We start from the raw sequence: 12,752 nt of genomic DNA, 5'->3' as shown, positions 1-12,752 counted from the left end.
GTTCTCCCGGAAAAGCGGTATTCGATGTGCGGCTTCGGCCGCGCGGATGTCAGGCGACCGGGCGCGATGCGATGCGGCAGGGCCGGTCGGGCGCCGGCTCGGCCACCCCGGGCCGATCGCCCTCACCCAGCAAGCGAAAGGGCGACCCTCGGGCCGCCCTCGCGTGACTGCTTGCCGGACGGTTGCCCGCCCGACGCGCCGGCCCTCAGGCCGACTCGCCCTCGCCCTGCTTGCGCTGGGCCAGTCGGTGTTCGAGGTAATGGATGCTGGTGCCGCCTTCGATGAACTTCGGGTCGAGCATCAGCTCGCGATGCAGCGGGATGTTGGTCTTGATGCCTTCGACCACCATCTCGCTCAGCGCCACGCGCATGCGGGCGATCGCCTGGTCGCGCGTCTTGCCGTAGGTGATGAGCTTGCCGACCATCGAGTCGTAGTTCGGCGGCACGAAGTAGTTGTTGTAGACGTGCGAGTCCACGCGCACGCCGGGGCCGCCCGGCACATGCCAGTTGGTGATGCGACCGGGGCTCGGGATGAAGGTGAACGGATCTTCCGCGTTGATGCGGCACTCGATCGCATGGCCTTCGAACTTGATGTCGCGCTGGCGGAAGGGCAGCGGCTGGTGCGCGGCGATGAGGATCTGCTGCTGCACGATGTCGATGCCGGTGATCATCTCGGTCACGGGATGCTCGACCTGCACGCGCGTGTTCATCTCGATGAAGTAAAACTCGCCGTTCTCGTACAGGAACTCGATCGTGCCGGCGCCGCGATAGCCGATCTTCTTGCAGGCGTCGGCGCAGCGCGCGCCGATCTTGTCGCGCAGCTTGGGCAGAAGATGCGGCGCGGGCGCCTCTTCGATCACCTTCTGGTGGCGGCGCTGCATCGAGCAGTCGCGCTCGCCCAGGAACACCACGTTGCCGTGCTCGTCGGCCAGGATCTGGATCTCGATGTGGCGCGGATTCTCGAGAAACTTTTCCATGTACACGGACGGATTGCCGAAGGCGGCCCCGGCTTCCGTGCGCGTGGTGGTGACGGCGTTGATGAGCGCCGCCTCGGTATGCACGACGCGCATGCCGCGACCACCGCCACCGCCCGACGCCTTGATGATGACCGGGTAGCCGACCGCGCGCGCGATCTTGACGATCTCCTTCGGGTCCTCGGGCAGTTCGCCGTCGGAGCCGGGCACGCAGGGCACGCCGGCCTTGATCATCGCCTGCTTGGCCGAGACCTTGTCGCCCATGAGGCGGATGGTGTCGGGGCGCGGGCCGATGAAGGTGAAGCCCGACTGCTCGACGCGCTCGGCGAAGTCGGCGTTCTCGCTCAGGAAGCCGTAGCCGGGGTGGATCGCCTCGGCGTCGCTCACTTCAGCGGCGCTGATGATCGACGGGACGTTGAGATAGCTCTGGGCCGACGGCGCCGGGCCGATGCAGACCGACTCGTCGGCGAGCTTGACGTACTTGGCCTGGGCGTCGGCCTCGGAATGGACGACGACCGTCTTGATGCCGAGTTCGCGGCAGGCGCGCTGGATGCGCAGCGCGATCTCGCCACGGTTGGCGATCAGGATTTTCTGGAACATGACTTGGATGCCTCGTGGTCGGGGAGGGCGCCGCGCGATGCGATTGCCGGCGGCGGCGCGCCAGCGGCGGGCGCGCCCGGAAGGCGGAACGGAATCAGCCGATGACGAACAGCGGCTGGCCGTATTCGACCGCCTGGCCGTTCTCGACCAGGATCTGCTTGACCTCGCCGGTGGCGTCCGACTCGATCTCGTTGAGCAGCTTCATCGCCTCGATGATGCAGAGCGTGTCGCCTTCCTTGACCTGCTGGCCGAGTTCGATGAACGACTTCGCGCCGGGCGACGGCGAGCGGTAGAAGGTGCCGACCATCGGCGACTTCACCACATGGCCCTTGGGTGCCTCGGGCGCGGCCGGGGCGGCGGCCGGCGCCCCGGCCGCCGGTGCCGCGGCGGCGACCACCGGCGCGGGCGCGGCGGCCTGCTGCACGTACACCGGCGCGGCCTGCGGCGAGGTCTTGACGATGCGCACCTTGCCGTCGGCCTCGGTCACTTCGAGTTCGGAGATGCCGGAGTCGGCGACGAGGTCGATGAGCGTCTTGAGCTTGCGGAGATCCATGCGAGTCCTGGAGTGGCGGTGCCCCTGCGGCGGGCCGGAATGCGGCCGAACGGGCGCCGCATGTGAATCAAACTGGCCTGAATTGTAGCCAATTTGTGCTTACTGGAAGCAATTGCGCCGAATCAAGGACTGCTTCGGCTAGGTGGCGGGCTGCGGACGATGTCACGAAGGACGGCGGCGCGGCCTCGAAAATCGACGAAATCGACAGCCGGCGCGACTGGAGCGGCGCGCAGTGTGGCCACAAGCCGGGCCAAAGTCCAGAACAGGCGCATCGCGTCCCGCCAGTCCGGCGCGTCGCACGCGGCGGTTCAGCGCGGCGTGGTGGCGAGTGCGCTCGCGGCCAGCGTGGTGCGCAGCGCGGCAAGGTCGAGCCGGCCTGCGTGGCGGTCGCGCACCTGGCCGTCGGGGCCGATCACGACCGTGTAGGGCAGGCCGCCGGCCTTGTCGCCGAGAGCGCGCGCGTGTTCGGTGCCTTCGGCGGCGCCGAGCAGCAGCGCATAGCCGATGCCGTGGGCGCGCGCGAAATCGCGCACCGGCTGAGGATTGTCGATCGCGATGCCGACCACGCTCACGCCGGCCGGCGCGAGGTCGGTAGCGATCGCCTGGAGGCCGGGCATCTCCTCGACGCAGGGCGCGCACCAGGTGGCCCAGAAGTTGACCACCACGGTGCGGCCGGCAAACTCGGCGAGGCCGCGCGCGCGGCCGTCGAGGTCGTCGAAGCGCGCGGCGAACAGTGCGGTCACGGCCGGCTCGGTCGGGCGGAAGCTGGCGGGCGCGGCTCCGGCAATGCCGGCGGCGGGCGGGTTGCCGCCGGCCGGATCGGCGCCGGCCGCGCCGGTTACTTGATTGCCGGTTGCCGGATGACCGGTTGGCGCGGCGTCTGTGGCGCCGCCGGACTGGCCCGCCGGAGCTGCGGCATCGTTGCCCGCCGAGGCACCGGCCCCGTCCGGCAGCGCCGGCAGGTCATAGCGTTGCGCGTCGCGGTGCAGGCCGAACAGCAGGCCGCCACCCAGAGCGACGGCGGCGATCAGCAAGACCGCCAGCGGGCCGAATTTCAGTTTCATCGCGGATTCCTCGAAGGTCGTGATGCCGCCCGGTCACGCGGACCGCCGGGCCGGTTCGCGGTCGGTCGCGCCACGGTCGGGGCGGTGCCGGCTCAGCCGGCGAGCAACGCCGCCAGCGCCTCGCGCGACAGCCGTTCCGGTACCTGCTCGCCGATCTGCCGGGCCTGGCGCGGCGCGTAGCACGTGATGTGCACCGCTTCGCCCTGCCACAGGAAGCTCAGCCGCTCGACCCGGCCGCGCCCGAAGGGGTTGGGAATCTCGTCGGCATCGGCGTCGATGTCGCGGTTGAGCAGGTCGATGTGGATGTCCTTGCTGCTGTCGACGTAGGCCTGGAGATAGATCTCGGACAGCTCGCCGGCCGTGCCGTTCGCCACCTGGCCGACGAGCCAGAGCGGCTGGTGCGGCAGCAGGTCCATGACATCGAGCGCGATGCGGCGCAGTTCGGCGAGGCGCGCGGGCTGGCTCTCGCCCTGATACAGGCGCTGGAAGGTGCGCAACTCCTCCTCGATCTCGTCGTCGTCGGGCAGCACCTCGTCGTCGGGCTGGCGCTTGCCGAGCACCTCGCGCGCGGCCTTGCGCTTGGCGGAGGCGTAATCGAGCCCGTCCTCGGCGACGAGGCGGGCGGCGGCGGCGGCGATGCGCTCGCGGAGATGGTCGGCGGCAGGCATGCGGACGATGGTAGCCGAGGGGGCGGAGGGCGATTTTCGTAACGCGCGGCGCGGGGCCGGTGGCCGACGGATGGCCCCGGACGCGACCACCCCCTTCGCTAGAATCCGCCGCCTATGCACATCCACATCCTCGGCATCTGCGGCACCTTCATGGGAGGGGTCGCGCAGCTCGCGCGCCAGGCGGGCCATCGCGTCACGGGTTGCGACGCCAACGTCTATCCGCCGATGAGCACCCAGCTCGAAGCGGCTGGCATCGAGCTGATCCAGGGCTGGTCGCCCGAGCAGCTCGGCCTCGTGCCCGACCTGTTCGTGATCGGCAACGTGGTGAGCCGCGGCAATCCGCTGATGGAAGCCATCCTCGACGCCGGCCTGCCCTATGTGAGCGGCCCGCAATGGGTGGCCGAGCACATCCTCGCCGGGCGCCATGTGCTGGCGGTGGCCGGTACCCACGGCAAGACGACGACCAGCTCGCTGCTCGCGTGGATTCTGGAAGACGCGGGCCTCGCGCCGGGCTTCCTGATCGGCGGCGTGCCGCTCAACTTCGGCGTGTCGGCGCGGCTGCATGGCGCCACGCCCAGCCCCTTCTTCGTGATCGAGGCCGACGAGTACGACACGGCCTTCTTCGACAAGCGCAGCAAGTTTGTCCATTACCGGCCGCGCACCGCGATCCTTAACAACCTCGAGTTCGACCACGCCGACATCTTTCCGGACCTCGGCGCGATCGAGACCCAGTTCCATCACCTCGTGCGCACGGTGCCCGGCGGCGGGCGGCTGGTGGTGAATGCGCGCGAGGCGGCGCTGGAGCGGGTGCTCAAGCGTGGCTGCTGGTCGGGAGTGGAACGCTTCGGCGCGGAAGATGGCTGGCGCGTGCGCGAGGTGGAGGCGGGCACGGCGGCGGCCGCGGGCGCGACCCATGGCGCGGTGACCGTGTCGCAGGCCGGCACCGGCACGGCCGAGCTTGAATTCCTGCGCGGCAACGCCGTCATCGGCCGGCTGCCGGCCGACGTGTTCGACGGCGCGCTCCAGGGCGAGCACAACCGCATGAACGCGCTCGCGGCGCTGGCCGCCGCCGAGCACGCCGGCGTCGCGCCCGAGCGCGCGCTCGACGCGCTGCGCCGTTTCCGCTCGGTCAAGCGCCGCATGGAGCTGCGCGGCGAGGCGGCCGGCGTGCGCGTGTACGACGACTTCGCCCATCACCCGACCGCGATCGAGACCACCATCGCGGGCCTGCGCCATGCCATCGGCGCCGGCCCCCGCATCCTCGCCGTGCTGGAGCCGCGCTCCAACACCATGAAGCTCGGCACGATGAAGGCCCAGCTGCCCGGCTCGCTCGCGGGCGCCGACCTCGTGTTCGGCTACGGCGCGCGCGACGGCAAGGACGCGCTGGGCTGGGATCTGGCCGAAGCGCTCGCGCCGCTCGGCGCCCGCGCCCGCGCCTTCACCGAGCTGGCCGAGCTGGTCAACGCCGTCGCCGCCGCCGCGCAGCCGGGCGACCGCGTGCTCGTGATGAGCAACGGCGGCTTCGGCGGCGTGCATCACAAGCTGCTCGAAGCGCTGGCCGGAAAGGGCGAGTGATGAGCGCCGAACGAGATCCGCAACCCGACGCGCCGCGCGCGGCGCCCGGCACCGGCGACGGCCATGCCGGCAAGCCCGGCGCCGACGAGGCCGGCGAGCGCCCGATCGTCCCGTTCCACGCCGGCAGCGAGCGCATCGACATGCGCGCCGATGGCGCTGGCACCCACCCCGCCGGTCCGGCCGCGATCGTCTATCTGCACGGCTTCCGCTCGTCGCCGGCGTCGTTCAAGTCGTGCCGCATGGCGAGCGCGCTCGACGCGCTGGAGCTGGGCGACCGCTTCCACGCGCCGACGCTGCCACCGTCGCCCTCGCTCGCGCTGCGGCTCGCGATCGCCGTGTGCCAGGTGGCGCTCGACGGCGCCGATCCGGCGACGGAACTGGTCATCGTCGGTTCGTCGCTCGGCGGGCTGTACGCGACGGCCGCCGCCGAGCGGCTCGGCTGCCGCGCGGTGCTCATCAATCCGGCCGTCGATGTGGGGCGCGACCTGTCGCCGCTGGTCGGCACGCACACCCTCTTCCACGATCCGTCGCAGAGCTTCGACTTCCTGCCGTCCTACGTGGACGAGTTGCGCGCCATCGCGCCCGCCACCATCACCCGGCCCGAGCGCTACTTCCTCATCGCCGCCACCGGCGACGAGGTGCTCGACTGGCGTGACGCCGACCGGCTCTACGCCGGCGCGCGCAAGACCATCGTGCAGGGCGGCGACCACGGGCTGAGCGATTTCGACCGGCATCTGCCCGCGATCCTCGATTTCTGCGGCATCGACGCGGGCCGGCCGGCGGCCGGCTGAGGCTGGCCCGCCACTATCCGGCGCGGCTCGGTCCGCCGGTTCTCCTACTTCCGCAACCCAAGGAACCCGCCCATGAGACTCAACGGCAAAGTCGCCATCGTCACCGGCGCGGCCAACGGCATCGGCCTCGCGACGGTGCGCAAGTTCGCGTCCGAGGGCGCGATCTGCGTCGTCGCCGATCTCGATCCGGCGCAGGTGGACGCGGCCGTCACCGGCCTGCTGCGCGACGGCGCCCAGGCGCGCGGCTTCGCGGTGGACGTGACCGACCGCGAGAGCGTCGACCTCATGGTCATGAAGACGCTCGACGCCTGGGGCCGCATCGACGTGCTGGTCAACAACGCCGGCATCACCGCCGACGCCCGCCTGCTCAAGATGACGGCCGAGCAGTTCGACCGCGTGATCGACGTGAACCTGCGCGGCGTCTTCAACTGCTCGCAGGCGGTGGCCGACACGATGGTCGGCCAGGGGCGCGGCGTGATCCTCAATGCGTCGAGCGTCGTCGGCCTGTACGGCAACTTCGGCCAGACCAACTACGCCGCCACCAAGGCCGGCGTCATCGCCTTCGCCAAGACCTGGGCGCGCGAACTCGGCCCCAAGGGCGTGCGCGTGAACGCCGTCTGCCCTGGCTTCGTCGCGACGCACATCCTCGACACCATCCCGGCCAAGGTGCTGGAGCAGATGACCTCGCGCGTGCCGCTCGGCCGGCTCGCCCGGCCCGAGGAGATCGCCAACGTCTACGCCTTCCTCGCGAGCGACGAGGCGAGCTATGTGAACGGCGCGGTGATCGAGGTCGGCGGCGGCATGAGCGTCTGACGCCGACGTGCCGGCGAGGCGCCAGCGCCCGCTGCCTGTGACGGACCCGCGCGGCCGGCGGCAGGCGGCGGGCGCCGCGCCGGCCCGTCGTCAGCCGCTCGCGTTACCCTCTCGCCATCCGGCACGGCGCCGCGCGCCAGCCTTGCAGCGCGGCACGCCGCGCCTCCACCAGATTCCCCCGGGCCGCCACGCGCGGCCCTTTTTCACGATCGACGATGCAAGTTCTGTTTGAAGAAGACGGCGGCTTCAAGGCCGGCGCCGTGCTCGATGCCCAGGGCGGCAGCGAACCGACCAGCTACCAGGTCGAGATGTCCACCGGCCGCCGGGTCAAGATCAAGGCCTCGGCCGTGGTGCTCAAGTTCGACGCGCCGGCGGCCGACGAGCTGCTGCCCGCCGCCCAGGCGATGGCCGACGAGATCGACCTCGACTTCCTGTGGGAAGTCGCGCCGCAGGACGAGTTCGACGTGTCGGCCCTCGGCGCCGAGTACTTCGGCGGCAAGCTCAGCCCGGTGCAGTACGCCGCGCTGCTGCTGCGCGTGCACACCTCGCCGATGTACTTCCGCCGCAAGGGCAAGGGCCGCTACCGCCCCGCGCCCGAAACCGAGCTGAAGGCCGCGCTCGCCGGGCTGGAAAAGAAGCGCATCGCCGCCGAGAAGCAGGCGGAACTCGCGCGCCAGCTCGTCGCGGGCGAACTGCCCGAGGGCTGGGGCGCCGAGCCGGGCCACGATCCGGCGCTCGCGCGCGCCGCCTTCCTGCTGTTCAAGCCCGAGAAGAACGGCATCGAATGGAAGGCGCTCGACGCCGCCGCGCATGACGCGCACCAGTCGCCCGAAAAGCTGCTGCTCAAGGCCGGCGCCTTCGCCAACGTGAAGGACCTGCATCGCGGCCGCTTTCTCGTGGAATGGTTCCCGCGCGGCACCGGCTTCGCGCCGGTCGAGCCGCCGGCCGCCGCCCTCGACGCCGCCGCCAGCCTGCCGGTGGCCGAGGTGCAAGCCTTCTCCATCGACGATTCGCAGACGACCGAGATCGACGACGCGATGTCGGTGCAATGGCGCGATGACGGCACGGTGCGCGTTGGTGTGCACATCGCCGCGCCGGGCTTGGCGATCCGCCCCGGCGACGCGCTCGACGCCATTGCGCGCAAGCGCCTGAGCACCGTGTACATGCCGGGCGAGAAGATCACGATGCTGCCCGACGCGCTGGTCGAGGTGTTCACCCTCGGCGAGGGCACGGCGCGCCCGGCGCTGTCGATCTACGGCGACTTCGACGCCGACACCGGCGAGTGCCGCGCCACCGAAACCAAGGTGGAGCGGGTGCCGATCGCCGCCAACCTGCGCCACGACCGGCTCGACCATCTCATCACCGACGACACCCTCGTCGATGACACGACCGACTTCCCGTTCAAGCGCGAATTGCAGGCGCTCGCGCGCATCGCCGCGCGCCTTGCCAGCGACCGCGAGGTCATCCGCGGCAAGCCCGAGCCGCGCAACCGCACCGACTTCAACTTCCGCGTCGTGAACGACGGCGGCGCCGAGCGCGTCGTGATCGAGCAGCGCAAGCGCGACGCGCCGCTCGACCGCATCGTGGCCGAGTGGATGATCTTCGCGAACAGCGCCTGGGGCCGCCTGCTCGACGAGAAGGGCGTGCCCGGCATCTACCGCGTGCAGACGCACTGGGCCCGCCCCGGCGCGCGCCAGAGCGCGGTGCGCATGCAGACGCATGCGGCGCAGCACATCGGCATCGGCGTCAAGCACTACGCCTGGAGCAGCTCGCCGCTGCGCCGCTACGTTGACCTCGTGAACCAGTGGCAGATCCTCGCCGTCGCGCGCGGCGAGCCGGTGCCCTTCGCCAAGAACTCGGCCGAGCTGTTCGCGATCATCGGCGCCTTCGACGCGGCCTATGCCGCCTACGCGACGGTGCAGAGCCAGCTCGAACGCTACTGGTGCCTGCGCTGGCTGGCGCAGGAAGGCTTCGTCGGCGGCGGCAGGCGGCTCGACGCCGTGGTGCTGCGCAACGAGAACGTGCGGCTCGCCGCGCTGCCGCTGGTGCTGCCGCTCGCGGGCATCGGCCATCTGCCGCCGGGCACCCGCGTCGAGGTGGACGTGCTCGCCGTGGACGAGGCCGCGCTCACGATCGAGGCGCGTCTGGCCGCCGTGCACGAGGAAGAGGCGCCCGCCGATGTCGAGGCGCTGGAGGAAGACCTGCCCGACACGCCCGAAGCCGTCGCCACCGAGGCCGAGGGCGAGGCGGCCGTGGTCGGCGCGCCGCTCGCGGGCGATGCCACCGCGCCCGGCGCCGACGGTCAGCCTGCCGGCGAGGGGCGGCCGATGGGCGCCGCCCCGGCCGACGCTGCGCCAGCCCTCGTGCCCGCCGAGGGCAAAGCCGACGGCAACACCGGCTGACGCGGGCGCATGATCGCCGGCGGCTGTCGCCCTGTGGCGCGCCGTCCGGCGCCACGGCCCGGCGCACGGCGGGTGCGCCCGTCGTCGCCGCGTGCCGGCTGTCGCAAGCCTGCGAAATGACCGTGGCGCGGGCTGATCGACGCCGCATCGCCGTCGCCACCCCGCCGCTAGAATCCGCCGCCATGACCCAGACCCTGAGCGCCCCGCGCCGCTTCGACCCGCGCGACTGGTACGACCGCAACCGCGTGCTGGCGGCGGCGATCGCCCTGTCTTTCCTGCTGCACGGCGGCCTGCTGACCGTACGTTTCGTTGCTCCCGAAACCTTCGAGATCAAGGCCAAGGACCCGGGCATCGAGGTCGTCATCGTCAACAGCCGCAGCGACCGCGCGCCGGCTCAGGCCGAACTGCTGGCCCAGGTCGCGCTCGACGGCGGCGGCGAGCACGACAGCAAGCATGCCGGCACGCCGCTGCCCAACACCGGCGTCGAGCAGCCCGGCAACTCCCTCAATGACGCGGTGCGCAAGCTCCAGCAGCTCGAGGCCGAGCAGAAGAAGCTGCTCAGCTCGCTCACGAGGGACGGCAAGCCCACGCCCGCCCCGAGCGACGCGCCGCGTCCCACGCCCGATCCGCGCAACGGCGCCGACATGACCGACGCCCAGCGTGCCTACGCCCAGCAGGCGGCGATCGTGCAGGAGCGCATCGACATGGAGAACAAGCGCCCGCGCAAGCACTTCTTCGGCACCGGCGCCAAGGACTACTCGGCCGCGCTCTATGTCGAGAACTTCCGCAGCAAGGTCGAGAAGTGGGGCAACTCCAACTACCCCGAGGAGGCGCGCGGCAAGGTGTACGGCGCGGTGCAGATCACCGTGCTCATCGACGGCGACGGCAACATCGTCGAGCTCAACATCGACAAGAGTTCGGGCCACAAGCTGCTCGACCAGTCGGCGCTCAACATCGTGCGCCGCGCCGCGCCCTACGGACGCTTCACCGCGCAGATGAAGAAGGAGATGGACCAACTCTCCATCACGCGCACCATGATGTTCACCAACGACCAGTTCGAAACCCGCGCCAAGTGACGCCCCCGTGACCGCTTCCGCCTCCTCGCCCGACCGCTACGCCGTCGTCGGCAACCCGATCGCCCACAGCCGCTCGCCGCAGATCCACGCCCGCTTCGCCGCCGAGACCGGCGAGCACGTGGCCTATGACCGCATCCTCGCGCCGCTCGACGGCTTCACCGTCACCGCGCGCGACTTCTTCGCGGGTGGGGGACGCGGGTTGAACGTGACCGTACCGTTCAAGCTCGAAGCCTTCGAACTCGCCGATCAGCTCACCGAGCGTGCCGCCCATGCCGGCGCGGTCAACACGCTCTGGATCGATGCCGCCGGCCGCATTCATGGCGACAACACCGACGGCATCGGCATCGTGCGCGACCTGCGCGACAACCTCGGCGTGAAGCTCGCGGGCGCCCGCGTGCTGCTGCTCGGCGCGGGGGGGGCGGCGCGCGGCGCGCTGCTGCCGCTGGTCGATGCCGGCCCGGCCGAGATCGTGATCGCCAACCGCACCGAGCCGAAGGCGGAGGAACTGGCGCAGTCGGCGCGCGCCGCCGCGACCCGAGTCACCGCCGCCGGCTTTGCCGGGCTGGCCGGCCGTTTCGATGTCGTCATCAACGCGACCAGCACCAGCCTCGACGGCGACTTGCCGCCGATTGCCGATGCCCTCTTGAAGGACGCGGGTTTTGTTTACGACATGATGTACGGCGCAAAGCCGACAAGCTTTCTGGCCCACGCCGCCATCTGTGGCTGCGCCGGTCTTGCCGACGGCCTCGGCATGCTGGTCGAGCAGGCCGCCGAATCCTTCTTCGACTGGCGCGGCGTGCGGCCGACGACCGGTGCCGTCATCGCCGCGATCCGCGCCGAACTGGCCGCCAGGTGATGCCGGGCACCGCCTGCGGCATGCGTGGCCGCCGCGCGATCCCGCTCCACCGGTGAATGGCATGCCAGGTTTCGCGCGAGTGGTTGGCATTGGCTGGCGGCTGGCGCTCATGGCGGCGGCTTCGGCCGTCGTGGTGCAGGCGCTGTTCTTCATCAAGATCGGCATGTGGGTCGTGATCGACCCGGGCATGACCAGCTTCATGCGCGCCCAGCAATTGCGCCTCGAAAGTCCCGAGCCGAACGTCGCGCGCGTCGACGCCACGCCGGCACGGACGCAGCGCAGCGCCGCCGTCCAGCCCGTCATCCAGCACAGCTGGGTGGCCTACGACCGCATCAGCCGCAACATCAAGCGCGCAGTGATCGCTGCCGAAGACAGCAATTTCACCGAGCACGACGGCGTAGATTGGGAGGCGCTCGAACGTGCCTGGCAGAAGAACCAGCGTCGTGGTCACGTCGTCGCCGGCGGCTCCACGCTCACCCAGCAGCTCGCCAAGAACCTTTTTCTCACGGCCGACCGCAGCTATGTGCGCAAGGGTCAGGAATTCGTCATCACCTGGATGATCGAGTTCTGGATGGACAAGCCGCGCATCCTCGAGGTCTATCTCAACGTTGTTGAATGGGGCGTCGGCGTGTTCGGCATCGAGGCCGCGGCGCATCACTATTACGGCATACCGGCTTCGGCCCTCAGCGCGCCGCAGGCCGCCAAGCTGGCGGCGATGCTGCCCAATCCGCGCTACTTCGACCGCAACCGCAACCATCCCCAGCTGCTGCGCAAGACAGCAACGGTGCTCGCGCGCATGGGCGGTGCCACGCTGCCCTAGCACGGGCTGACTGCGAGGTCCGGGGCAGCTGCGGAGCACGGGCTGGCGCATGTCGCCGCAGCCCGACGGCGCGCATCAGCCTGCCCTCTCGGCTCCGAGCGGAAGGCTCCGGCAGTGCCGCCGGATGACCGTTTATCCCGAAATCCGGAACGTCGGCTGCCCCTACAGTCCATCCGTGACTTGCCGATGTGCGAGACGGCCGCCTGTTACCAAACTCCGCTCGACACTCGGCATGAATGTTGCCAACGTGAGCTTGTCGCGGACACACACGCCGCTGCGTTGTCGCTCTTTGAGCGCTCTTTTGGTTTCTCCCCGCCCCGTGCCACCCGGCCAGATGCACCGATTGCCCTTCATCCCGGGCAATTGTCCGATCAGCCGGTGTTGTCAGTGGTTACTGCCTGATGCCGCTCGGCATTGTGCAAACCTGCATCAGGGCTGAACCTCATGACTCGGGAATGGTCTGGGTTCAGTGAAGGACGAAACCGGTCGATCCTTTGTTCCGCGCTCTTTGCTCCCGCTCTTTTGCCGCGTCACTGAATCTTCATTGCCGCCCGGCCGGGG

General features: G+C 70.4%; 11 protein-coding genes. 7 read left to right on the top strand and 4 right to left on the bottom strand.

The features are described from left to right. Nucleotides 1–205: 205 nt before the first annotated feature. From accC to H566_RS23065, 4 genes are all read right to left on the bottom strand, one after another. Nucleotides 206–1,573 (bottom strand): acetyl-CoA carboxylase biotin carboxylase subunit, encoded by a 1,368-nt coding sequence (gene accC, locus H566_RS0105270; RefSeq protein WP_028310615.1) that lies wholly within the window; start codon nucleotides 1,571–1,573, stop codon nucleotides 206–208. 94 nt (nucleotides 1,574–1,667) lie between these two features. Continuing rightward, nucleotides 1,668–2,126, bottom strand: coding sequence for an acetyl-CoA carboxylase biotin carboxyl carrier protein (gene accB / locus H566_RS0105265; protein WP_028310614.1), 459 nt, complete (start codon nucleotides 2,124–2,126; stop codon nucleotides 1,668–1,670). 308 nt (nucleotides 2,127–2,434) lie between these two features. Continuing rightward, nucleotides 2,435–3,190 (bottom strand): TlpA family protein disulfide reductase, encoded by a 756-nt coding sequence (locus H566_RS23070; RefSeq protein WP_051378072.1) that lies wholly within the window; start codon nucleotides 3,188–3,190, stop codon nucleotides 2,435–2,437. Nucleotides 3,191–3,282: 92 nt separating this feature from the next. After that, nucleotides 3,283–3,858 carry a hypothetical protein gene (locus H566_RS23065; protein ID WP_034410512.1) on the bottom strand — a complete coding sequence of 192 codons (576 nt, stop codon included), beginning with the start codon at nucleotides 3,856–3,858 and terminating at the stop codon, nucleotides 3,283–3,285. 114 nt (nucleotides 3,859–3,972) lie between these two features. Here H566_RS23065 and mpl point away from each other — a divergent pair, with 114 nt between their 5' ends. The 7 genes from mpl (at nucleotide 3,973) to mtgA (ending at nucleotide 12,191) form a co-directional block, all read left to right on the top strand. Then, complete coding sequence (mpl, locus tag H566_RS0105250) at nucleotides 3,973–5,433, top strand: UDP-N-acetylmuramate:L-alanyl-gamma-D-glutamyl-meso-diaminopimelate ligase (protein ID WP_028310613.1); 1,461 nt, start codon at nucleotides 3,973–3,975, stop codon at nucleotides 5,431–5,433. 140 nt (nucleotides 5,434–5,573) lie between these two features. Beyond that, entirely contained in the window at nucleotides 5,574–6,224 is a 651-nt protein-coding gene (locus H566_RS0105245) for a YqiA/YcfP family alpha/beta fold hydrolase (RefSeq protein ID WP_051378210.1), read from the top strand. Between the two features lie 72 nt (nucleotides 6,225–6,296). After that, nucleotides 6,297–7,037, top strand: coding sequence for a 3-oxoacyl-ACP reductase FabG (gene fabG, locus H566_RS0105240; protein WP_028310611.1), 741 nt, complete (start codon nucleotides 6,297–6,299; stop codon nucleotides 7,035–7,037). A 215-nt stretch (nucleotides 7,038–7,252) separates the two neighbouring features. Continuing rightward, the gene (locus H566_RS23060) at nucleotides 7,253–9,439 is read left to right on the top strand and encodes a ribonuclease catalytic domain-containing protein (RefSeq protein ID WP_051378070.1); all 2,187 of its coding nucleotides are present in this window, start codon (nucleotides 7,253–7,255) and stop codon (nucleotides 9,437–9,439) included. 182 nt (nucleotides 9,440–9,621) lie between these two features. Next, nucleotides 9,622–10,515 (top strand): energy transducer TonB, encoded by an 894-nt coding sequence (locus H566_RS23055; RefSeq protein WP_051378068.1) that lies wholly within the window; start codon nucleotides 9,622–9,624, stop codon nucleotides 10,513–10,515. Nucleotides 10,516–10,522: 7 nt separating this feature from the next. Continuing rightward, on the top strand, nucleotides 10,523–11,371 hold the full coding sequence (gene aroE / locus H566_RS0105225) for a shikimate dehydrogenase (RefSeq protein WP_028310610.1): 849 nt from the start codon (nucleotides 10,523–10,525) through the stop codon (nucleotides 11,369–11,371). Nucleotides 11,372–11,480: 109 nt separating this feature from the next. Beyond that, a complete protein-coding gene (mtgA, locus tag H566_RS0105220; protein ID WP_211238049.1) occupies nucleotides 11,481–12,191 on the top strand; it encodes a monofunctional biosynthetic peptidoglycan transglycosylase in 711 nt (236 codons plus the stop codon). Nucleotides 12,192–12,752: the final 561 nt, after the last annotated feature.

It is taken from the genome of Derxia gummosa DSM 723 (assembly GCF_000482785.1).
Lineage (GTDB): Bacteria > Pseudomonadota > Gammaproteobacteria > Burkholderiales > Burkholderiaceae_E > Derxia > Derxia gummosa.
Note: the sequence above shows the minus strand (reverse complement) of the source record. Positions and strands in the feature narration are given on the sequence as shown.

Bases quoted from the DNA above. Each gene is read 5' to 3' on its own strand.
- accC (WP_028310615.1), bottom strand. From the start codon at position 1,573: ATGTTCCAGAAAATCCTGATCGCCAACCGTGGCGAGATCGCGCTGCGC.
- accB (WP_028310614.1), bottom strand. From the start codon at position 2,126: ATGGATCTCCGCAAGCTCAAGACGCTCATCGACCTCGTCGCCGACTCC.
- H566_RS23070 (WP_051378072.1), bottom strand. From the start codon at position 3,190: ATGAAACTGAAATTCGGCCCGCTGGCGGTCTTGCTGATCGCCGCCGTC.
- H566_RS23065 (WP_034410512.1), bottom strand. From the start codon at position 3,858: ATGCCTGCCGCCGACCATCTCCGCGAGCGCATCGCCGCCGCCGCCGCC.
- mpl (WP_028310613.1), top strand. From the start codon at position 3,973: ATGCACATCCACATCCTCGGCATCTGCGGCACCTTCATGGGAGGGGTC.
- H566_RS0105245 (WP_051378210.1), top strand. From the start codon at position 5,574: ATGCGCGCCGATGGCGCTGGCACCCACCCCGCCGGTCCGGCCGCGATC.
- fabG (WP_028310611.1), top strand. From the start codon at position 6,297: ATGAGACTCAACGGCAAAGTCGCCATCGTCACCGGCGCGGCCAACGGC.
- H566_RS23060 (WP_051378070.1), top strand. From the start codon at position 7,253: ATGCAAGTTCTGTTTGAAGAAGACGGCGGCTTCAAGGCCGGCGCCGTG.
- H566_RS23055 (WP_051378068.1), top strand. From the start codon at position 9,622: ATGACCCAGACCCTGAGCGCCCCGCGCCGCTTCGACCCGCGCGACTGG.
- mtgA (WP_211238049.1), top strand. From the start codon at position 11,481: ATGGCGGCGGCTTCGGCCGTCGTGGTGCAGGCGCTGTTCTTCATCAAG.